Origin of the sequence: Kribbella sp. NPDC004536 (genome assembly GCF_042873835.1) — a bacterium.
Classification (GTDB): Bacteria; Actinomycetota; Actinomycetes; order Propionibacteriales; family Kribbellaceae; genus Kribbella.
This window is the reverse complement of sequence record NZ_JBIALY010000005.1, coordinates 494,349-515,459: the sequence shown is the minus strand read 5'-3', so window position 1 is coordinate 515,459 and position 21,111 is coordinate 494,349. Positions and strand designations below refer to the sequence as shown.

Here is a 21,111-nt window from a genome sequence, read left to right as displayed (position 1 = left end):
AGTCACGTGGAGCTGGAACTGGCCGGGAAGACCGCGGTGGTCACCGGGGCGAGCAAGGGGATCGGGCTCGCCTGTGTCGAGGCGCTGGCGCGGGAAGGCGCGACGGTCGTCGGGATCTCGCGGGACGCGGGCAACCTCGCGAAGGCGCAGGAGGAGCTTGCCGCCAAGGGGTTGAGCTTCGAGGTGGCGGCGGTCGACCTGACCGATCCGGAGGCGACCCGGGCCGCGTTCGAGCGGATCGGCGTACCGGACATCCTGATCAACTGTGCGGGCGCGGCCCGGCGGACTCCGGTGGACGAGCTGGACAGTGCGGCGCTGCACGCGACGATGGACGCGAAGTACTTCACGTACATGCACGCGACCGAGGCGGTCATCCGCGGCATGGCGGAGCGTGGCAGCGGTGCCGTGGTGAAGGTCGTCGGTCAGGGCGGCCGGGCGGCCAACCCGCTGCACATCGGTGGTGGGGCGGCGAACGCGGCGCTGATGCTCGCGTCGGTCGGGTACGCGAAGGCGTACGCGGGGCGCGGCGTCCGGGTGAACGTGATCAACCCCGGGACGACGCGGACCGGCCGGGTGGACGAAGGCCTCGAGGCCGCCGTCCGCGCGACCGGCAAGCCGAAGGACGAACTGCTCGCGGAGCTGGTCCAGGACATCCCGATGGGCCGCGTCGGCGAACCCGAGGAGGTCGCCGACGTCGCAGTCTTCCTCGCCTCTCCCCGCGCCGGCTATGTCACCGCCTCGATCATCACCATGGACGGCGCGTCGACCGCGGCGATCTGAGCTGGCCCTCGGGTCCGTCACGGCGCAGCATGAGGGACATGGCGGATCTGAGTCGGCGCTCGGCACGTGAGGTGCTGGACGACCATTTGAACATCGCGAACGAGTGGACCGGTACGTCGCTCGAGGACGTGCTGGCCGAGGACATTCGGCGCAACGTGTCCGAGGACATCGTGATCCTGATCAACCGCGGGACGTTCCGCGGACACGACGGGGTGCGGGAGCTCGCGCTGATGCTGGCCGACGAACTGCCGGAGCACGGGGCCTTCGAGTACACCTACGTCGTCACCGACGGCCGGATGGGATTCCTGGAATGGACGTACCAGGACTCGAAGGTGCAGGTCCGCGACGGCGCCGACTCGTACCTGATCGAGGACGGCCTGATCGTCGCGCAGACGATCCACTACACCGTCGAACCGCGCTGACGGAGAACGCGGGGCCGGCCCTGGTGGTGCCGGCCCCGCGGGTTCCGTGGGCTAGACGGTGATCCAGTCGATGTCGGCGATGTAGCCGTTCGGGTTGCTGATCTTCAGGGAGTTGCTGCCCGCGGTGAGCTCGACCGGGAGATACGTGGTCTGCGGCGTACCCCAGTCGTTGTCGCCGAGGCCGCTGTAGTTCACCCAGTAGTCGTCCGTGCCGTTGACGGTGAGCATGCTCTGCCGGCTCGTGTCGCCGTCGGTGTAGGCGATCTTCACCAGGTACGTACCGGTCTTCGGCACCGTGATCCCGTTCAGCGTGACCGTGGACGAGTACCCGATGTTGCCGACCTTCGAGCCGCCCGAGCACTGGCTGCACCCGTTGACGCTCGCCGATCCGGTCAGCGTGCTGGTCGGCGCCTCCGCCTCGTACCGCACGGGGCCGGGCGACGTCAGCATCGTCACCGGCGCGCTGGCCCGTGAATTGTCACCTTTCACGGTGAACGTGTACTGCGTCTGCGGCGAGAGTCCGCTGACGACGGCGTTCGTGCTCGAGCTGACCGCGACCTGCTTGCCATTGGCAAACACCTTGTACGACGACGCGCCGGCGCTCGGCCGCCAGGTGAGGGACACGGTCGTACTGCTGACGTCGGTAGCGGTCAGGTCGGCGGGAACACGTCCGCCGTTCGGCCAGATCTTGTAGAGCTTCGACCCGTGCGCGGGCAGCTGGGCACTGACGGAACCGGACACGTTCGGGTGGTTCTGGTTCGCCCAGATGTCGCGGACGGTGGCCTTGCCGTCGATGCCGAGCTGGGCGAAGTCGCCCGTCACGGTCGCGGGGGAGTCGGCCAGGTTGAACAGGGCGACCGTCGTACTGCCGTCGGCGTTCTGCGCGTACCAGACCTGCTGCAGCTGGTCCTGGTTCAGCGGGCGCGCGGGGTTGCCGGACTGGTCGATCGCGATCACCTCGCGGTTCGTCAGCAGCTTCAGGCCGTACGCGTCCAGCTTGGTCAGGTCGTCGCCGGAGAACAGCGGCGCGGCGTTGATCGCCCAGAACGTCATGTACGACTGGCGTTCCGCGTCGGTCAGGCCGTCCATCGCGCCGACGCCGACGTCCAGCGCGTCGAGGTTGTTCCAGTGTCCCGGCCCGGCGTCGTCGACCCACTGCGCGACGTCCCACCAGCGCTGCTTCACCGAGCTGTCCCACTTCACGATCGTGTCGCAGTAGCACTCGACGTCGGTGTCGATCCGCCAGCCGTTCGAGTTCTGCTTCCAGACACCGGCGTAGCGGTGGCTGAGCGACCAGGACAGCGTGTACTGCATCGGCCGGCCGGCGTTCTGGACCGCGCGCCACCACGCCTCGACGTCGGCGGTGTTGTTGTGGTTCGGGTCGTCCGGCGAGCCCTTCCAGGAGCCGGGGCCGACGCCGTCCATCTTGATGAAGTCCACGCCCCAGGACGCGAACAGGTTCACGATCGAGTCGGCGTACTTCTGCGCGCACGGGCTCGCGTAGTCGATCTTGTACGCCGCGTCCCAGCCGTTCGTCTTGCGCAGGTCCGGGTAGACGATGTCGCGCGTGAAGCACCCGGGCGCGTCGTAGATCGGCGTGTTGCCGTCGCGGTACACGTCCGTACCGAGGCCGACCGTGGTGTAGATCCCGAACTTCAGCCCGAGCTTGTGGATGTCGTCGCCGACGGCCTTCATCCCGCGCGGGAAGCGCTTGGCCATCGCGACCGGGCGGCCGTACTCGTCACCGCCGTCCTGCCACCCGGCGTCGACGTTCACGTACTCGTAGCCGTACGGCTTCAGCTTGGTCGCCAGCGCCTGAGCCTGGGTGAGGATGTTCTTCTCGCTGATGAAGCTGCCGGGGCCGTCGGGGTTCACGCCCGGGTAGTTGGTGGACTGCAGACTCCAACTGCTCCAGCCCATGTAGGGCTTGGCGGCGAGCTGCGGGTGGGTGGGCTGCTGCTCTTGGGTCGCATCGGCGGTGGCGGCTGCCGTCGACACCAGAGCGACAGCAGCCAGGACGGTCGTAGTACGTCTGAAGAACATGAAAACGTCCTCCGGGGGAGGAGTGAGCGGACCTGGCCGAGCCTAGGTCGGCTTAATTTACGCAGTCAAGTATCAAGCCTCTGCGACTTTCAAGTGACTTCCTGTGACAGGACTGCCATGGAACCTTGATCAACCTCGTGCCGGTGCCTGGGCGTCCTACGAGCAGTGGCCGGCCTCGTGAGGACGCCGGCCGGATGCACGAGGGGGTTCCACGTGAGGACACGAAAGCTCGGCCGGGCGGCTGTCGCCGCGGCCGGGGCGGCCGGACTGGTCGCAATCGCAGCCGCCGGCGCCTCGGCGGCCTCGAGTTCGGCGACGCCGGCCCGCCCGCCGCTGAAGTTGGTTGCCGGCAGCATCGACGTCACGCTCGACAACCAGCCCGACTACGGCGTCGACCTGGATCTCGGTACGCACCTGGTGGCCGGCAACGGTCCGGTCGAGGTTCGCGCGACCCGGGCGACGTACGCGTCGCCGGTGGTCGCGACGCAGTACGTGAACGGCAAGGCGACCCGGCAACTGCCGAAGGGACTCGTCACGAACTTCGGTGGGCTGGGGAAGTTCCTGCACGTCACGATCACCGACGCTGCAGGCAAGAAGGTGCTCGACCGGGATCAGACGATCTGCCTGAACGGCGAAGGCTCGCGGACCCGGCCGGACGCGCCGGCCACCTCGCCGTACCCGGACGGCTGTTCGGCGAACCCGTTCACGCAGGGCGCGGTCTGGGGCCTGCAGACCGGCTGGTCGGCGCGGACGTACGACTACAACGAGGCTCCGGTGAAGCTTGCCAACGGCAAGTACAAGGCGACGGTCACGGTGAACAAGGCGTACCGCGACTTCTTCAGGATTCCCGCGAAGGAGGCGTCGGTCAAGCTGAACCTCACCGTCGAGAAGGCGCCGGACTGTCTGCGTGGGTGTGGCGTGGGCAAGAGCCTGGCAGCGAAGTCCGCTGTCCTGAAGCCGAACGCGGCCCGTCCGACCGGTAAGGCAAGCGTGCCGAAGGGTCCGAAGCCGGACCTCCGGCCGGTGCCCGCGTGGGGAATCGAGGTCGCGCCGGGCGACGCGGGGACGCCGGACGCGAACAAGGACTTCCTGCAGTTCTCGGCGACCGTGTGGAACGCCGGCCCGTCGCCGCTGGTGCTGGACGGTTTCCGTCGCCAGGGCAAGGACCTGATGGACGCGTACCAGTACTTCTACGACGCGCACGGCAAGCAGGTCGGGTACCACAACACCGGCACGCTGGAATGGGACGGCCGGCCCGGCCACAACCACTGGCACTTCACCGACTTCGCCCGCTACAGCCTGCTGAACGCGAAGCAGAGCGAGGTCGTCCGCAGCCAGAAGGAGGCGTTCTGCCTGGCCGCGACCGACTCGATCGACTACACGGTGAAGAACGCGAACTGGCACCCGGACAACACCGACCTGCACACCGCGTGCGGCGACCACGGCTCGCTCTCGGTGCGTGAGGTTCTCGACGTCGGCTCCGGCGACACGTACGTACAGACGCTGCCCGGCCAGTCGTTCGACATCACCAACCTGGCCAACGGCACGTACTACGTCCAGGTCACCGCGAACCCGGAGCACCGGCTGTACGAGTCCAGCACGACCAACAACGTCGCGCTGCGCAAGGTGATCCTCGGTGGCACGTTGCACCACCGCACCGTCAAGGTGCCCCCGGTCGGCGTCATCAACATCCCCTGATGCCGCCACCGCCGGCCCGCCTGCCGGCAAGCTCGCGCCCCCGGCCAACGATCCAGCCGGGGGCGCGAGCCTCTTCTCAGCTTGTTCCAAGCAGGCCTTACCTATCGTCGGAACGACCTGAGGGAGGGCCCATGCGCCGAGGTTTCGTCGGTGTCGTCGGATTGTTGGCAATCGTCTTGTTGACCGGATGTCAGGGCAGCCCGAAGCATCCGGCGGCCGCGCTCGGCGGCTCCGTCTCGCATGCCGTGACCGCCGGATCCCGTACCGCGGCCTGGGTGATCACCGACAGCCGGATGGCCGGCCCGGCCGACCTGGCCGGTTACACGGACCACGTCAGCGTCACCAGCGGCGAACCGTTCCGGCTCTTCGTCTCCTCGTCCGACGGCAACTTCACGGTCCGCGCCTTCCGCCTCGACTGGTACGACGGAACCGGTGCCAAGCTCGTCTGGACGTCGAGCGTCGTACCCGGTGTGACGCAGCCGCCGCCGACGCTCACGCCGCTCCGGATGATCACGACGAACTGGAAGCCGTCGCTCACCGTCCCGACGAAGGGCTGGCTGCCGGGCGCGTACGTGCTGCTGTTGCGCGCTGCGAACGGCAAGGAGAAGTACGTGCCGATCGTGGTCAGGTCGGAGTCCGCCCGCGACGCGGTCCTGATCGTCGACGCGGTCAACACCGAGGAGGCGTACAACGCGTGGGGCGGCTACTCGCTCTACCACGGGCCGCGCTCGGTGGCGGCACATCGTTCGCTCGAAGTCACGTTCGACCGGCCGTACGACGACGGTGGCGCGCGCGGGTTGCTGAACTACGCGGCGCCGGTGATCCAGGAGGCGGAGCAGAGCGGCGTACGGCTGGCGTACGCAACCAGTGCGGACCTGGACGCCGATCCCGGACTTCTCGCCGGGGCGCGCGGGATCGTGTTCGGCGGGCACGACGAGTACTGGACGCTCGCGATGCGGAACGCAGTGACCAACGCGCGCGACCACGGGACCAACCTCGCGTTCCTCGGCGCGAACTCGGTGTTCTGGCGGGTCCGGTACGCCCCGAGCCGGCTCGGGGCGCGGCGGATCATGATCGGCTACAAGGACGCGCGGCTCGATCCGGTGAAGAACCAGCCGGTGACGACGGTGCGCTGGCGGAGCAACCCGTTCGCCGATCCCGAGAACAGCCTTACCGGGATGCTGTACGAGTGCTTCCCGGCCGTCGGGGCGTTCACCGTGCGGGACCCGGGCTTCTTCTTGTTCGCGGGCACCGGCGCGCGGGCGGGTACGGCGTACCCGGGGCTCATTGGCGACGAGGCGGACCGGGCGTACCCGATCCCGGGGACACCGGCGAACCTGCAGGTGGTCGCGCATTCGCCGACGACGTGCGGGCCGACGCATCACACGTACTCGGACGCGTCGTACTACACGGCTCCGTCCGGCGCCGGGGTGTTCGACACCGGTTCGATCGAGTGGGTGCGGGCGCTCGCCGGCCCTGACCCGAAGGCCGGCGTCGGCCCGGCCGCGGTCGCGTTCGCGCGGACCGTGACGTTGAACGTGTTCCGCGCACTCGCTTCGGGGCCGTTGGGGCGGACGCACCCGGCGCACGGCGATCTGTCGAGGCTGCACGAGTCGCCGTCGACCGCGAGTGGTACGGGAGGCGTCGTGGGGAAGCTGCCTGCGCCGGTCGACCTGCATGTGAAAGCCTGAACCTATGGTGCGACGGAAGTTGTTGGCGGTCTTGTTGCTGTTGGCAACCGGCTGCAGTGCGCATCCGTCAGCGTCGACCCCGACCACTCCGTCTGTCACGCAGCCATCGACCTCACGACCGCCTGCGGCCCACAGCGGGACCGCCGTGGCGGAGAACGCGAAGCGCGGTACGACAGCCTGGCGGATCGACACCCAACGCATTGCCGGGCCGCTCGAACTTGCCGGGTACGCGGACCACGTCAGCGTCCGCAGCGGGCAGCCGTTCCGGTTGTTCGTGACGTCGGCTGCGGGTGCGTTCACCGTTCGGGCGTTCCGGATCGGCTGGTACGGCGGTACCGGCGGACGCCTGGTGTGGACGTCGGCGAGCGTTCCGGGACGAGTACAACCCGCAGCCGTCGTACGGCCGTCCGACCATTTCGTCACCACGACCTGGCAGCCTTCGTTGACCGTGGCAACGACCGGCTGGCCGGCAGGTGCGTATCTCTTGCTGATGACGGCGGCCAACGGCAAGCAGAAGTACGTCCCGCTGACGGTCCGCTCCGATTCGGCGCGCGACGCGGTGGTGATCGTCGACGCCACGAACACGTACGAGGCGTACAACGAATGGGGTGGATACTCGCTCTACAACGGCCCCGACAAGTCGTTCGCGTCGCGGGCGCACCGGGTCAGCTTCAACCGGCCGTACGACGGCAACGGCGCGCGCACGCTGGTCCAGTCCGAGCTGCCGTTGATCCAGTTGGCCGAGCGCAGCGGCGTACAGCTCGCGTACCTCACCAGCCTCGACCTGGCCACCGACCCGAACGCGCTCGCCGGCGCGCGCGGGGTGGTGTCGCCCGGGCACGACGAGTACTGGACCGTCGCGATGCGCGCTGCCGTCACGAAGGCGCGCGACGCCGGTACGAACCTCGCGTTCCTCGGCGCGAACGCCGTCTATTGGCGGGTGCGTTACGAGTCCGGTGGCCGGGTGCTCGTCGGCTACAAGGACGCCACCCTGGATCCGCTGCGCAACCGGCCCGACACGACCGCGAAGTGGCGCAGCAAGCCGGACCCACGCCCCGAGAACTCGCTCACCGGAATGCTCTACGAGTGCTTCCCCGCCGTCGGCGCCTTCACCGTGCGCGATCCGGCCTTCTTCCTGTACGCCGGAACGGGCGCCCGCAAAGGCTCGACGTACCCAGGCCTGGTCGCCACCGAGGTGGACCGCGCCTACCCGATCCCCGGAACCCCGGCGACGCTCCAGGTAGTAGCCCACTCACCGGTGACCTGCGGCCCCACCGTCCACACCTTCTCCGACGCCACCTACTACACAACCCCTTCAGGCGCAGGAGTCTTCGACACCGGCTCGATGAACTGGGTCCCTTCCCTCCACGGCCCCAACTCCAAACACGCCCTGACCGCACGAGAAGTGGCGTTCGCCCGCACCGTAACCCGCAACCTGCTCCGCGCGATGTCCACGGGCCCGCTCGCCCGAACCCACCCCGCGCAACCCGACCTGAACACCCTCGGAGCCTCACCCTCCACCTCCACCGGCTCAGGCGGCTCCATCGGCTGACCGGCGCGTACGGAACCCAGCCATCGGTTGAGGGCTGCTGGGCATACCTCTTCCACCACAGTGTTAGGTCTTGACCGCGGTTCTCCTGCTGACTACCTTCGAACCATCCGGTCCGGGAAATCGATTTCTCCCGCCTGCCCGCACCGGCGTTCAGGAGGCTGGCATGCGAAGAATCGCCTGTGTTCTGTTAGCTGTTTGTTTGGCCGGAGTGGGGTCGGCCCGGGCAACGATCACCGCCTCACCGCCGGAAAGTACGTTCTTCTCGACTGTCGGCGTAGATGCCGGCGCCACGGTAGGCGCACCGGCGATAGGGGACGACAAGGACCACGGTGACCTCTGGCCGAACTGCTGGTCCGACGACGACAACGTCTACGCCGCGTACGGCGACGGCATCGGCTTCGGATCGACCTCGAGCGACATCGGCGTCACCAGGATCTCCGGCCTGCCAGGATCACTCACCGGCACCCAGCTGGCCCAAGGCGACCAGTTGGGCAAGGTCTGGACCGCCAACCACAGCCGCAAACCAACCGGAATGGCCTGCGTCGGCGGCAACCTCTACCTCGCCGTACAAGACCTCGCCTTCGACTTCGACGACGCCCCCGCCGCGACCATCGCGAAGTCGACGGACCACGGCCAGACCTGGACGTTCGACACCAGCGCGCCGATGTTCGGCGGGTCGAAGTTCACCACGATCTTCTTCCTCGACTACGGCAAGAACTACGCGAACGCCCCGGACGGCTACGTCTACGCGTACGGCCTCGACAACAACTGGCGTGACTCGTTCTCGAACCGCGTACCGGACCCCGTCGACCTCTGGCTGGCGCGCGTCCCCGCGACCAGCGTGCAGAACCGTTCCACCTGGCAGTTCTACGCGGGTACGACCAACGGCGTACCGCAATGGACCGCCGACATCAACGCCCGGGTTGCGGCACTCCACGACGACCGCCACATCTACACGAACGTCGGTACGGCGGGACGCGCCCACGACCTGACCACGATCAGCCAGGGCGGAGTCGTCTACGACCAGCCGCTGAACCGGTACATCTACACGTCCTGGACGGAGTACACCTTCGAGTTCTACGAGTCGCCGACGCCGTGGGGTCCGTGGACGCATTTCACGCCGAAGGACTTCGGTGGCTATCCGTGGACGCACACGAAGCACGGCGGCTACGCGACCACGATCCCGTCGAAGTACATCGGTGCCGACGGCAAGAACATGTGGCTGCAGTCGAACGTCTGCACCTGCGGCGGCGGCCTCAACGATCGCTGGGCGTACACGTTCTCGCTGCGCAAACTCTCGCTCACCCCGTCCGTACCGACGACTCCGGACAACACCCTCGACGGCACCCGGAACCTCGCGCGCGAACCAGGCACCGTACCGGTCGAGCGCTCCACGCACTTCGGCCAGTCGAGCTACAACGACGGCGTCCGCGCGCAGAACGAGGACGACTGGAACGACGAACGCAAACCGCTCAGCTGGTGGGGCTACACGTGGCCGCGTACGTACAACCTGAATAAGGTCGTCTACACCACCGGGACGATGTTCAGCGACGGCGGTTGGTTCGCCTCGGCGCCGAAGGTGCAGGTACGACGCAACGGCGTGTGGAGCGACGTGACCGGTCAGACCGCGACGCCGGCGTACCCGACGAGTTCCGCGGCCGGGACGAACGCGACGTACGTCTTCAGCTTCGACCTGACGTCGGGCGACGGCGTGCGGATCGTCGGTACGCCGGGAGGCACGCAGACGTTCACGTCGATCGGTGAGCTCGAGGCGTACTACGGCTCCGCCGTCACGGACCCGAGCTTCGAGGCGCAACCGGCCACTGCCGTCGGCGCGCCGTGGCAGACCGAGGGGACCGGGACGAAGGGGATCGACCACGACAAGGGCGCCTGGGCGGAGCAGGGCCGCAACAACGGCTGGATCAACGCGACCGACGCGACCTGGAACGCCTTCAAACAAACGGTTCCCGTGCTACCGAACACCAACTACCGGCTGACCGGCTGGGTCGAGGGGTCGGGCAACTTCACCGGCGGCTACTTCGGCGTCCGCGCCGGCACCACCCCGTACGCCGAAACCAACTACACCGCCCCACCCGGCTACCAACAACTAACCGTCGACTTCAACTCCGGCACGAACACGACGATGACAGTCTTCACCGGCTACTGGGGTGTGAGCGCCCCGACGTGGCTCCGGTTGGACAACATCTCCCTGGTCCCACGCTGAGCAGAGCCCGGGACAGGGCCGAGGTGTGGAAGGCAGCGCTCGGCCCTGTCCCAGGAGTTTCTAGTGGTGTTGTGGGCGGCGGCGGGCGCGTGCGGGGCGGAGGTGGGAGTCCGCTCGGGCGTGCTGGCGGCGGCCGAGGACGAATGGGCGGGAGGTGCGTAGGAGCGGCGTGCTCTTGGGGGCAGACAACTGGATGGAGGTCTGCTGCAGGTTGAGGCGGACCGGGACCTGGTGCCACGGGGAGCGGGTGCGTACGAGGACCAGCCGGAACTGCCCGTCCCGCCGCAGCCGCAGGCCGATCGCGACCGTGGCGACCGCCGGGACCAGCCCCGCGATCAGCAGCGCCGACCGGGCACCGAAGTGCTGCGCGAGGAACCCGACCAACGGACCGCCGATCGCGCCGCCGCCGATGAACACCAGGTTGTAGATCCCGGACACCCGCCCGCGCAGACCGTCCGGCGTGGTCAGCTGGACCATCGACTGCGCCGCGGTCAGGAACATCAGCGTCGCCATTCCCATCGACGCGAGCACCGGGATGAACGTCCACAACGACGGCTGGACCGCGGCGAGTACCTCGGTGACCGTCAGCAGACAGGCGATCCCGATCAGGTTCCGCAGCCGCGTCGGCCGCACCCGCCGCGCCGAGAGCAGCGCCCCGGCCAGCGCCCCGAACGCGACGACCGAGTTCAGTACGCCGTACCCCGAGGCGCCGGTCTGGAAGACCCGGTCGGCGAACGCGGTCAGCGTCACCGGCAGGCTGATGCAGAACATCCCGTAGATCCCGACCAGCGCGATCGCCCAGCGCACAGCCGGCTCGTGGAACGCGTACCGTACGCCGTCGCGCAACCCGTCCCGGATCCGCAGCCCCGCGCTCGCCTTGCGCGCCGCGTGGAAGCCGGGCATCTCGCTCTCCCGCATCCGCAGCAGCGCGCTGATCGACGCGAAGAACGTCAGCCCGTTGAGCGCGAACGCCCATCCGGCTCCGATCGTGCCGAGCAGTACGCCGCCCAGCGCCGGGCCGATGAGGCTGCCGAGCTGGAACGTCGACGACACCATGCTGATCGCGTTCCGGACGGTGTCGCGCGGAACGAGTTCGGTGACGAACGACTGCCGTGTCGGATTGTCGACGGCGGTCGCGAGGCCGAGGACGAACGCCATCGTGTAGACGTGCCAGACCTGGACGCTGCCGGTGAAGGCGGTCAGCGCGAGCAGGCCGGCGCAGGTACCCATCGTGATCTGGGTGACCAGCAGGATCTTGCGCTTCGGGAAGCGGTCCGCGATCACGCCGCCGTACAAGCCCAGCACCAGGGTGGGCAGGAACTGCAGCGCGGTGGTGATGCCGACCGCGGTGGCACTGCCGGTGAGCGTGAGCACCAGCCAGTCCTGGGCGATGCGCTGGATCCAGCCGCCGGTCGAACTGACCAGCAGACCGCTGACCAGGAGGCGGAAGTTGCGGACCCGCAGCGCGCTGAAGGTGTCCTTGAAGCCCGGGCGGCGCGCCTGCGTTTCCCGGAGCTGGTTCGAATCGGTGGAGCGGTGGAGGTGGAAGTCGGTGGACGGGACAGTACCGGTGGCCCGGGTGGTCAAGAGCAATCCCTACACTCGTGGGCTTGTCAGGGGAGGACACGTCCATCCTCACCGTTCGGTACTGAATTCCGACAGCGAATTACTCCTATTAGTCTTATAGCGTCACGCAATGAGAGGGGAATCGATGTACGACCCGGACCAGTTGCGGACGTTCCTGGCCGTCGCGCAGTCGCTGAGCTTCACCCAGGCGGCCGAGCGGCTGGGGATCCGGCAGCCGACCGTGAGTCAGCACGTACGCAAGCTCGAGACGGCGGTCGGGCGGCCGCTGTTCGTCCGTGACACCCGCACGGTGACGCTGACCGCGGACGGCGAGGCGATGGCCGGGTTCGCCCGGACCATTCTGGCCGCGCACGAGGAGGCCGCCGGGTACTTCACCGGCTCCGAGCTCCGCGGCCGGCTCCGGTTCGGCGTCACCGACGACCTGGCGCTGACCCCGCTGCCGAAGATCCTCCGCGACTTCCGCCAGCTGTACCCGCGGATCGACCTGGAGCTGACCGTCGCGCAGAGCCCGAACCTGCTCCGCCGGGTCGAGTCCGGCCATCTCGACCTCGCGTACGTGAAGCATGGTGCCGGCGGCGGCTACGAGCCGAACGGGCGGCTGGTCCGGCGCGACTCGCTCGTCTGGGCCGGGATCTCCGGGACCCGGATCGCGCCCGACGGCCCGGTCCCGCTGGTCACGTACCAGGCGCCGTCGCTGAGCCGGTCGCTCGGTGTGCAGTCGCTCGAACAGGCCGGCCGGACCTGCCGGATCACGTGCATCGTGCGCGGTGTCAACGGCGTCCTCGCGGCAGTCCGGGCCGGCCTCGGCATCGCGATCTTCGCGCGCTCGCTGATGCCCGCGGACCTCGTCGAGCCCCCGCCGAGCGCCGGGCTGCCGGAGTTGCCGCCGATCGACCTGGTGCTGATCACGAACCCGCGCGCGGCCAAGGAACCGGCCGAGGCGCTGACCGCCGCGATCCTCGGCAGCAGCGCACCCCTCAAACCGGACGCCGGGTAGGGGACCGTTCGACAGGAGGTGTTCGGCCGGCCGGGCAGCGCCCCCGCTCAGCGGACCGCCCGATCCGGCGCAGTGAACGGATACCACCTGTCGAACGGCACCTAGACCAGCGCGTGTCCGCGCAGGACGAGGGAGACGATGCTGACGCCGGCGATCGCGATCGTGACCAGGAACGGCGCGTTCCGCCACCACACGATCGTTGCGAGGAGCGCGGCAACGACCGCGAGTGCGATCCAGCCGACGGCGCCGATCGGGCCGGCCGGAGCGATCACCAGCAGGCCGGTCGCCGCCGCGAGCGGGGCCGGCGCGATCAGGCGCGCGTACCGGCCCAGCCGCTGCGGCCAGCCGCGTACGCCGGTCGCCAGGTCGTCGGCGAGATCCGGTACGACGTTTGCCAGATGGGCACCGATCCCGAGAAGGGCGCCCGCCGCGGTCGCCCACCACGGCGCCCAGACGTGCGCCGTCCCGAGCGTCACGAACGAGGGCAGCCCGCCGAACGCGACGGCGTACGGGAGCCAGGAGATCACGGTCGACTTGAGGCCCAGGTTGTACGCCCAGGCGCAGGCGACGAACAGCAGATGAACCAGTCCGGCCAGAAATCCGTTGGCCAGGGAGACGGGGACAGTGATCGCCAGCATGACGCCCGCACCGACCGCGAGCGTCCGGCGACTCACCAGTCCACGCACCACCGGCTTGTCCCGGCGGTTCACAATGGTGTCGCGGGCGGCATCTATCGCGTCATTGCTCCAGCCGATCGAGAGGTGGCCGGTGAGGATCGTTGCTGCGACGAGGAGACACCCGGCGGGACTTCGCCCGGCAGACCACGCGACAGCCGTGACCAGGGCGGTGACGGCGACGGTCGGCCCCGGATGGCACGCGAGCGCCAGACCTTTGAGTACGGTCCTCACGAACGCAACGATGCCACGATGACGCGGATCGCAGCGGTCCGCCCCGCGCTCCCGCCGTACCGCTATCCGCAGTCCGCGCTGACCGAGGCCTTCGCGGCGATGTGCCTGCCGGAAGGCGCTGGTACGGCGTTGCTCCGCCGGCTGCACGCGAACGCCGGCGTGTCGCACCGGCACCTGGCGCTGCCGCTGGAGGAGTACGCCGAGCTCAAGGACTTCGGCGCCGCGAACGACGCCTGGATCGCGTCGGCCGTCGACCTCGGCGCGGAGGCGGTCGCGGGTGCGGTGAAGGAGGCGGGGCTGACGCTCGACGACGTCGACGTACTGATGTTCACCACGGTGACCGGGGTGGCGGCGCCGTCGATCGACGCGCGGGTGGCGATGCGGCTCGGGTTGCGGGACGACGTGAAACGGCTGCCGTTGTTCGGGTTGGGGTGTGTCGGGGGAGCGGCCGGGATCGCACGGCTGCACGACTACCTGACGGCGTGGCCTTCGCACGTGGCCGTACTGCTGTCGGTGGAGTTGTGCTCGTTGACCTTGCAGCGGGACGACGCGTCGTTGCCGAACCTCGTCGGTGGCGCGTTGTTCGGGGACGGCGCGGCGGCAGTCGTACTGACGGGGTCGGCGCATCCCTTGGCGTCGGGGCCTTCGGTGGTCGCGACGCGTTCGCGGCTGTACCCGGACTCGGAACGGGTGATGGGGTGGGACGTCGGCGCGGGCGGGTTCCGGATCGTGCTCGGGGCCGACGTACCGGAAGTGGTACGGACCTATCTCGGTGGCGACGTACGGGAGTTCCTTGCCGCGCACGGGTTGACGATCGACGACATCGGGACCTGGGTCAGCCACCCGGGCGGTCCGAAGGTGCTCGAGGCGGTGTCGGAGACGCTGTCGTTGCGGCCGGGGGCGCTCGAGCTGACCTGGAAGTCGCTCGATGCGGTGGGCAACCTGTCGTCGTCCTCGGTGCTGCACGTCCTCGGTGACACCTTGAAGCTGGATCCTGCAGGCATGGGTCTGCTGCTCGCCATGGGCCCGGGGTTCTGTTCCGAGCTCGTTCTCCTGGAGTGGTGATGACGGATTCGCTGTGGTGGTACGTCGCTCTCGTCGTGGCGGTCGGGCTGGAGCGGGTCGCCGAACTCGTGGTGTCGCTGCGGAACGCGAAGTGGAGTTTCGCCCACGGTGGGGTGGAGTTCGGGAAGGGGCACTACCCGTTCATGGTGGTGCTGCACACCGGGCTCCTGGCCGGCTGCGTCGTCGAGGCGATCGTCTCCGGCCGGCCGTTCGACCCGAAGGTCGGTTGGGCAGCGCTGGCCGTCGTCGTGACGATGCAGGCGCTGCGCTGGTGGTGCATCTCGGTGCTTGGGTACCAGTGGAACACCCGCGTGATCGTCGTACCTGGCCTCGGCCGGGTGACGCGCGGGCCGTACCGCTTCCTCCGGCATCCGAACTACCTCGCCGTGATCGGCGAGGGCATCGCACTGCCACTCGTGCACTCGGCGTACATCACCGCGATTGTCTTCACGCTGCTCAACGCTCCGTTGCTGGGGATCCGGATCCGGACCGAGGAGACCGCGCTGAGTACCGTGCTGACCCGATGATCGACCTGCTCGTCGCCGGCGCCGGGCCGGCCGGTGCGGCGACTGCCATTCGCGCGGCGCTCGCCGGGCTCTCTGTTGTCGTCGTGGAGCCGCGTACGGCGCCGATCGACAAAGCGTGCGGCGAGGGAATCGCGCACAGCGCCGTCGCGTACCTCTCCCGCCTCGGCGTGGAACTCCCGGGCCGTCCGTTCCACGGCATCCGCTACCTCGACGGTACGCACTCCGTCGACGCGCACTTCACCCGCGGACCCGGCCGCGGAGTACGCCGTACCGCACTCCAGTCCGCCCTGTCCGACCGCCTGGCCGCCCTCGACATCCCCGTACTCCAAGCCCACGTCGGCCCCATCACCCAGAACACCACCTCCGTAACAGCAGCCGGCCTCACCGCCCGCTACCTAGCCGCCGCCGACGGCCTACATTCCCCCATCCGCCGCCAACTAGGCCTCTGCACTGCCGGTTCGAGTGAGGTACGACGCGGACTCCGGCGGCACTTCGCCGTGGCGCCGTGGACCGATCTGGTGGAGGTGTACTGGTCTCCGCTGGGTGAGGCCTACGTGACCCCGGTGGCTGACGACCTGGTCGGTGTGGCCGTGCTCACCTCCGCCCGCGGCAGCTTCGACTCGCACCTGGACGCGTTTCCGCAACTCAAGCACCGCCTGCGAGGAGCCGTACCGGCCGGCACCGTAATGGGCGCCGGCCCGCTCCGCCAACGCGTCCGCGCCCGTACGGCCGGCCGCGTCCTGCTCGTCGGCGACGCAGCCGGGTACGTCGACGCACTCACCGGCGAGGGCATCGCCGTAGCCCTCCGTACCTCCGCGGAACTCGTCGACTGCCTCCGCGCCGACCGCCCACAGGACTACGAGGCCGCGTGGCGCCGAGTGTCCTGGGAGTGCCGCCTGCTCACCGCGTCGTTGCTCTGGGCCCGCAACCGCCCGCTGCTCGCACCGCACATCGTCCCGGCCGCCGCCCGCCTCCCGGCGGTGTACCGCACCATCGTCAACCGGTTGTCCTAGGCAACCTCACCGACCGGGAAATGCCGTAGGCCCGGCGGTCGCTCAGACATCGCCGGGCCTACGGGTGGCCCCAGCTTCCTGGTGAAAAGCTGGGACCGGGCAGCCTTTCCGGCCTCCTGGTGAAAGGTCGGACCTGCTGACAAGGAAGACTCTGTCAGGCGGATGTTGCCCAACAGTTGCCGGAATGTGAAGCCTTGTTACATGGACCTGTGGCGTACATCTCAGTGCTCCGTCCGCACCGCCGCAATCTGCAGCTGCAACGCCAGCCGCTCCCGCGGATCCGACAGATCCAGCTTCGCGATCTCGCCGATCCGCTTCATCCGGTGCCGCAACGTGTTCGTGTGCAGATGCAACTCGCGCGCCGCCCGCTGCGGCTGACCCGGAAAGTCCAGCCACGCCTGCAACGTTTCCACGTACCCGGTGTCGTGCTCGATGTCGTGCCGCAACAACGTCGCCAGCGGACCATCCATCTTGGTGGTATCAAGCGAAGTCACCGCCCGATGCACCGTCAGCACATGCCACGCCTCTTCCACCCGCAACGCCGGCCCCGGCGCGACACCCCGCCGTACGAGCCCCAGCAACTCGACCGCCTCCGCGCGTGAGCTCGGCAGATCCGCGGGTCCACGCGCAGGACCGCCGGCAGCCGCGTACGTACCAGGTGACTGCTCCACGACCAGCTTCTGCAGCCAGCTCCAGGAACCAGGCCCGTCGGCATCGGTGACAACAGCCAAGACCGTGCCGTCAAGATCGGCCAGCTGCGGCTCACTCCACCCGTGACGACGCCCCAGCGACTCCCACAGGTCCAGCTGCTGCGGTACGTCATACCCATCAGGAGAACCCAGTGCGACCACCCGCCACGGCTGGCGTGGAAGACGTACGTCGACCGGGTTGTCAGGGGAGAACTGCCGCAACACCGTGCGCAGCCGGTCAATCGCACTCCTGCGAGCTACGTCGGCCTGTGCCCGCAGCCGTAGGAGGTGCAAGGCCAGCACCGATGCGGCATTGCTGAGCTCCGTGGTGACCGCTTCACTCACGGGCCCGTCCACGACAGCCCAAATGGAGCCCAGCCACTCACCACCAGCCCGCACCGGTACGACGAGACGCGGGCGAATACCGTTCGGTCCATCAGGCACCAAGAACGGCTCACTGGACCTGGCGAGCCGCCGGAAGATGCCCCGGGCGCGGAAGTGCGCAATGACTTCAGGTGGCACCCGGCGACCGACGATGGTGGACACCCGGGTCGGGTCGGTGAAGTCCTGACCGGAGGAGTACGCCAGTACTCGCGACTGGTTGTCCTCGATCGTCACGGGCGCATCGACGATCGCAGCGGCCGCGTCAGCCAGTGCGAACAGCTCCTGGTGTACGCCTGCATCGCCGGCGGCGGGGGAGTCCGGTGCGGCGGCACGGTCGAGTACACCGCGCAGCAGCCAGACCACGTGTGCCCAGGTGACGCTCGGCTGGAGCGCTACGAGCGTGAGCGCCTCCCGCTCCGCTGCGGCGACAACGGCCGGCTCGTGCGCGAGGGTCGTACGTAGGACGACTCCGGACGCGTTACCGGCTGCGCAGCGTTCCACGAGCTCTACAGAGTCCTCTGCGTCGCGTAGACCGAGTCCTAGCACCAGGTCGCCCGGCTGGCCGGTCGCAGGTTCCTGTGGGTCGGCCAGGAACACGTCGCGTACCTCGCTGTCGCCCTTGCCGGGCACGACCACCTCGAACAACGCAGGACCGACAGCGACGATCAGATCGGATGAGGAGATCACCAGGTTATTGTGCGCTGAGCACAGTCATTTGTCTCGGCAATGGTGTGATCGCACCATGACAGAGGCGCGTTGCGGCCGCACCATCGATACATGACCACAGCTGGTTCCACTCACCTCGTCCCGGATCGCGTCGCCGTAGTCGGCGCGGGCATGGTCGGCCTAGCGACCGCCTGGTTCCTCCAGGAAGCCGGTGTCGAGGTGACAGTGCTCGACCGTGAGGGTGTCGCCGCAGGCGCGTCCTGGGGCAACGCAGGCTGGCTGACGCCGGGCCTGGCCACCCCGCTGCCGGAACCAGCGGTCCTCAAGTACGGCGTCCGTGCGGTGCTGAGCCCGTCCTCCCCTGTGTACGTGCCACCCACTGCGAGCCCGCGGCTCCTCAAATTCCTCACCCGCTTCGCTCGCAACAGCACCGCCGGACGCTGGAAGACCGCCATGGAAGCGCTGGTGCCGATCAACCGGCAGGCGCTGACCGCGTTCGACTTCCTGGCCGAGGCCGGCGTCGAGGCGCAGACCCATGAGGCCAAGTCGTTCCTGGCCGCGTACCGCACCGTCGAGGAGCGCAAGGTGCTGCTCGAGGAGATCGAGCAGATCCACGCCGCCGGCCAGGGCATCGAGTTCGAGGCGATCACCGGCGACGACGCCCGCGAGATCGAGCCGTCGCTGTCCGACCAGATCGGCGCGGCGATCCGGCTGCACGGGCAGCGCTTCATCAACCCGGGCGAGTACGTCAACCAGCTCGCCGGCTCGGTGATCGCGCGCGGCGGCCAGATCATCAGCGGCGTGGTCGTCAAGGACATCGTGGACGAGATCCGCGGCGTCCGGCTGGTCACCGCCGACGGCGAGACCGACCCGTTCGACGCGGTCGTGATGGCGACCGGCGCGTGGCTGGGCGATTTGGCGCGGCAGTTCGGCGTCCGGACCGTCGTCCAGGCCGGACGTGGGTACAGCTTCAGCGTGCCGATGGCGCACGTACCGTCCGGACCGGTGTACTTCCCGGCGCAGCGGATCGCCTGCACGCCGCTCGGCGACCGGCTCCGGGTGGCCGGGATGATGGAGTTCCGCAAGCCCGAGGCGAAGCTCGACCCGCGCCGGATCGACGCGATCGTCGACGCCGCCCGGCCGCTGTTGCGCGACGCCGACCTGGACGCGCGGACGTTCGAGTGGGTCGGCCCGCGGCCGTGCACCCCGGACGGCCTGCCGCTGATCGGCGCAACCACGTCGCCGCGGGTGTTCGCCGCCGGCGGGCACGGCATGTGGGGTATCACGCTCGGCCCGATCACCGGCCAGTTGCTGGCCGAGACCATCACCACCGGGCGTACTCCCGAGGAGCTGCGGCCCTTCGACCCGACCCGCTGACCGCGCTTGGAGAGGCCCCGACGACGTGGCCTCTCCATCCAGCTGACCGTCACCTCGAGCAGCCCTCCCGGTGAGCCTCACTCGGGCAGCGCCTCATCTGCCCGCGCCTCCTCCGGCCACCTCGTCGCCGCTCCGGTCAGCCACAAGAGCGGGCCCTGGCTTTCGTTCTCCTGCCCAGGGCCCGCTCTTTCTCCTTTTTGTCGGTGCCCTGTGCCAAGGTGTCCGCCATGGTGCTCAGGTGGTACACGGTTGTCGTCGACTGTCACGACGTACGCAAGCAAGCGGCCTGGTGGGCCGAGGCCTTCGGCTGGAAGACGATCTACGCAGCGGACGACGAATGCGTGAACGTCCCCGGCTGGGTCGACGAGGAAGCCGTCAAGAACACTCCCTGGGAACGGATCGGCCCAGGCATGGTCTTCGTCCCTGTCCCCGAAGGCAAAACGGTCAAGAACCGCCTGCACCTCGACTTCGCACCCCACACCACCCAGGATCGCGAGGCGGAAATCGCCCGCCTCGAATCCCTGGGCGCCCGCAGAGCCGACGTCGGCCAACCCGCCGACGCCTCCTTCACCGTCCTCACCGACCCCGAAGGCAACGAGTTCTGCGTCCTCAGCTCCCGCGACCGCTGACGCCCTTGGCCCGGTCTCGCGTACGGGTTGCTCGTTCAGCGATCGCGGGTGGGACCGGAATCCCGGCTTTCTTGAGCGCGTCCTCGAGGAGTGGCCAGTCCGCCCTGGCGTCGAAGTTGGGTAGCCAGCCTGTCATGGGGAACTCCGAGCGAGGGACGCTGCCGGTAGCTGCGAGCGCCGAGATGTATGCCTCGTCGCGGACTATGTCCTGCTCGGCGACGTCCACCGTCACCGCCAGGAGTTGCTGAAGCAGCTCTGGATCGTTTGCGGCAAACTTGCGCAGTCCCATGGCCGCGACCTGACGAACTCCTTCGTCAGGGTCGGTGTGCAGCAGACGGATCGCGTCCGCCTTGTACTGCGGCAGTTGGAAGTAGAACACCAACGTGCGGACCGCGGCCTCGCGCAGGAAGTCGGTCTCCGAGATGAGGTAAGGCACAACCCGATCGGCCAGGTCATGGTGCTCGCGCTTGCCGATGTCGATGAGCGCGCTGTAGACCTCCTCGAGATCCTCCGACGCGAGGCGCTCGTCAATTGCCGCAACAAGCCCGGTGGCGGTGTCCTGACGGCCGCCGGGATACATGAGTAGGTGCTCGTCCACCTGGTGCTCACGACAACGGTTTGCAAACTCGAGCGCGGAATCGGGATCCCTGCGGTACCGCTCGAACGCCGGCCGGCCGATCTCGTAGTACTCCTGGTAGTCGACCATGCCCCTGCTGACCGGAACCGAGAGGTAGCACCGTCCGGAATCCAGCTCGACCCCCAACGAGTACTGCTCCTCCCGATTCACCAGGAGATCCTCGAACCTCATTCGGACACAATAAATCCGGGAGCCCGCCTTGCGGGCTCCCGGATCGGTTGG

The 21,111-nt window shown here is 68.6% G+C and carries 17 protein-coding genes; 12 read left to right on the top strand and 5 right to left on the bottom strand.

Translation table 11 applies throughout. The features are described 5' to 3' along the window. Positions 1–6 precede the first annotated feature (6 nt). Complete coding sequence (locus tag ACFYRU_RS38240; protein ID WP_387668487.1) at positions 7–780, top strand: SDR family NAD(P)-dependent oxidoreductase; 774 nt, start codon at positions 7–9, stop codon at positions 778–780. A 38-nt stretch (positions 781–818) separates the two neighbouring features. Then, positions 819–1,202: a nuclear transport factor 2 family protein gene (locus ACFYRU_RS38235; protein ID WP_387668484.1), complete on the top strand. Its 384-nt coding sequence runs from the start codon at positions 819–821 to the stop codon at positions 1,200–1,202. A gap of 51 nt (positions 1,203–1,253) precedes the next feature. Here the strand turns inward: ACFYRU_RS38235 and ACFYRU_RS38230 are convergent, their stop codons facing one another. Beyond that, entirely contained in the window at positions 1,254–3,245 is a 1,992-nt protein-coding gene (locus tag ACFYRU_RS38230; RefSeq protein ID WP_387668482.1) for a fibronectin type III domain-containing protein, read from the bottom strand. Between the two features lie 213 nt (positions 3,246–3,458). Between ACFYRU_RS38230 and ACFYRU_RS38225 the strand changes: the two genes are divergently transcribed. The 4 genes from ACFYRU_RS38225 (at position 3,459) to ACFYRU_RS38210 (ending at position 10,410) form a co-directional block, all read left to right on the top strand. Then, complete coding sequence (locus ACFYRU_RS38225) at positions 3,459–4,943, top strand: lysyl oxidase family protein (protein WP_387668480.1); 1,485 nt, start codon at positions 3,459–3,461, stop codon at positions 4,941–4,943. A gap of 131 nt (positions 4,944–5,074) precedes the next feature. Continuing rightward, positions 5,075–6,634, top strand: a complete 1,560-nt coding sequence (locus ACFYRU_RS38220; RefSeq protein ID WP_387668477.1) for a N,N-dimethylformamidase beta subunit family domain-containing protein — start codon at positions 5,075–5,077, stop codon at positions 6,632–6,634. 145 nt (positions 6,635–6,779) lie between these two features. Continuing rightward, complete coding sequence (locus ACFYRU_RS38215; protein WP_387668476.1) at positions 6,780–8,186, top strand: N,N-dimethylformamidase beta subunit family domain-containing protein; 1,407 nt, start codon at positions 6,780–6,782, stop codon at positions 8,184–8,186. A gap of 199 nt (positions 8,187–8,385) precedes the next feature. Then, positions 8,386–10,410, top strand: coding sequence for a hypothetical protein (locus ACFYRU_RS38210; protein ID WP_387668473.1), 2,025 nt, complete (start codon positions 8,386–8,388; stop codon positions 10,408–10,410). Positions 10,411–10,470: 60 nt separating this feature from the next. On the opposite strand, the gene ACFYRU_RS38205 is transcribed toward ACFYRU_RS38210, so the two are convergent. Next, positions 10,471–11,997 carry an MFS transporter gene (locus tag ACFYRU_RS38205; RefSeq protein ID WP_387668470.1) on the bottom strand — a complete coding sequence of 509 codons (1,527 nt, stop codon included), beginning with the start codon at positions 11,995–11,997 and terminating at the stop codon, positions 10,471–10,473. Between the two features lie 109 nt (positions 11,998–12,106). Between ACFYRU_RS38205 and ACFYRU_RS38200 the strand changes: the two genes are divergently transcribed. After that, positions 12,107–12,994: a LysR family transcriptional regulator gene (locus ACFYRU_RS38200; RefSeq protein ID WP_387668469.1), complete on the top strand. Its 888-nt coding sequence runs from the start codon at positions 12,107–12,109 to the stop codon at positions 12,992–12,994. A 101-nt stretch (positions 12,995–13,095) separates the two neighbouring features. On the opposite strand, the gene ACFYRU_RS38195 is transcribed toward ACFYRU_RS38200, so the two are convergent. Then, the gene (locus tag ACFYRU_RS38195) at positions 13,096–13,902 is read right to left on the bottom strand and encodes a UbiA family prenyltransferase (protein ID WP_387668466.1); all 807 of its coding nucleotides are present in this window, start codon (positions 13,900–13,902) and stop codon (positions 13,096–13,098) included. Positions 13,903–13,920: 18 nt separating this feature from the next. On the opposite strand from ACFYRU_RS38195, the gene ACFYRU_RS38190 reads away from it, so the two are divergent. From ACFYRU_RS38190 to ACFYRU_RS38180, 3 genes are read left to right on the top strand one after another with little or no spacing between them, the layout of a single operon-like run. Next, the gene (locus ACFYRU_RS38190) at positions 13,921–14,967 is read left to right on the top strand and encodes a type III polyketide synthase (protein ID WP_387668464.1); all 1,047 of its coding nucleotides are present in this window, start codon (positions 13,921–13,923) and stop codon (positions 14,965–14,967) included. Continuing rightward, positions 14,967–15,494 carry an isoprenylcysteine carboxyl methyltransferase family protein gene (locus tag ACFYRU_RS38185; RefSeq protein WP_387668461.1) on the top strand — a complete coding sequence of 176 codons (528 nt, stop codon included), beginning with the start codon at positions 14,967–14,969 and terminating at the stop codon, positions 15,492–15,494. Before ACFYRU_RS38190 ends, ACFYRU_RS38185 begins: the two co-directional genes overlap by 1 nt. After that, positions 15,491–16,507 (top strand): NAD(P)/FAD-dependent oxidoreductase, encoded by a 1,017-nt coding sequence (locus ACFYRU_RS38180; protein ID WP_387668459.1) that lies wholly within the window; start codon positions 15,491–15,493, stop codon positions 16,505–16,507. The genes ACFYRU_RS38185 and ACFYRU_RS38180 overlap by 4 nt, the downstream gene beginning before the upstream one ends. A gap of 221 nt (positions 16,508–16,728) precedes the next feature. On the opposite strand, the gene ACFYRU_RS38175 is transcribed toward ACFYRU_RS38180, so the two are convergent. Further along, entirely contained in the window at positions 16,729–18,267 is a 1,539-nt protein-coding gene (locus tag ACFYRU_RS38175) for a PucR family transcriptional regulator (RefSeq protein ID WP_387668456.1), read from the bottom strand. Between the two features lie 90 nt (positions 18,268–18,357). Between ACFYRU_RS38175 and ACFYRU_RS38170 the strand changes: the two genes are divergently transcribed. After that, positions 18,358–19,623 (top strand): NAD(P)/FAD-dependent oxidoreductase, encoded by a 1,266-nt coding sequence (locus ACFYRU_RS38170; protein ID WP_387668454.1) that lies wholly within the window; start codon positions 18,358–18,360, stop codon positions 19,621–19,623. A gap of 227 nt (positions 19,624–19,850) precedes the next feature. Further along, a complete protein-coding gene (locus tag ACFYRU_RS38165; RefSeq protein ID WP_387668452.1) occupies positions 19,851–20,252 on the top strand; it encodes a VOC family protein in 402 nt (133 codons plus the stop codon). Here ACFYRU_RS38165 and ACFYRU_RS38160 read toward each other — a convergent pair. After that, a complete protein-coding gene (locus ACFYRU_RS38160; protein ID WP_387668449.1) occupies positions 20,233–20,958 on the bottom strand; it encodes a hypothetical protein in 726 nt (241 codons plus the stop codon). The genes ACFYRU_RS38165 and ACFYRU_RS38160 overlap by 20 nt on opposite strands. Between the last annotated feature and the right edge of the window lie 153 nt (positions 20,959–21,111).

What these genes read in the sequence shown, in the direction of transcription:
- ACFYRU_RS38170 (WP_387668454.1), top strand. Translation starts at nt 18,358, where the DNA reads ATGACCACAGCTGGTTCCACTCACCTCGTCCCGGATCGCGTCGCCGTA.
- ACFYRU_RS38230 (WP_387668482.1), bottom strand. Translation starts at nt 3,245, where the DNA reads ATGTTCTTCAGACGTACTACGACCGTCCTGGCTGCTGTCGCTCTGGTG.
- ACFYRU_RS38235 (WP_387668484.1), top strand. Translation starts at nt 819, where the DNA reads ATGGCGGATCTGAGTCGGCGCTCGGCACGTGAGGTGCTGGACGACCAT.
- ACFYRU_RS38160 (WP_387668449.1), bottom strand. Translation starts at nt 20,958, where the DNA reads ATGGTCGACTACCAGGAGTACTACGAGATCGGCCGGCCGGCGTTCGAG.
- ACFYRU_RS38180 (WP_387668459.1), top strand. Translation starts at nt 15,491, where the DNA reads ATGATCGACCTGCTCGTCGCCGGCGCCGGGCCGGCCGGTGCGGCGACT.
- ACFYRU_RS38165 (WP_387668452.1), top strand. Translation starts at nt 19,851, where the DNA reads ATGGTGCTCAGGTGGTACACGGTTGTCGTCGACTGTCACGACGTACGC.
- ACFYRU_RS38220 (WP_387668477.1), top strand. Translation starts at nt 5,075, where the DNA reads ATGCGCCGAGGTTTCGTCGGTGTCGTCGGATTGTTGGCAATCGTCTTG.
- ACFYRU_RS38190 (WP_387668464.1), top strand. Translation starts at nt 13,921, where the DNA reads ATGACGCGGATCGCAGCGGTCCGCCCCGCGCTCCCGCCGTACCGCTAT.
- ACFYRU_RS38200 (WP_387668469.1), top strand. Translation starts at nt 12,107, where the DNA reads ATGAGAGGGGAATCGATGTACGACCCGGACCAGTTGCGGACGTTCCTG.
- ACFYRU_RS38185 (WP_387668461.1), top strand. Translation starts at nt 14,967, where the DNA reads ATGACGGATTCGCTGTGGTGGTACGTCGCTCTCGTCGTGGCGGTCGGG.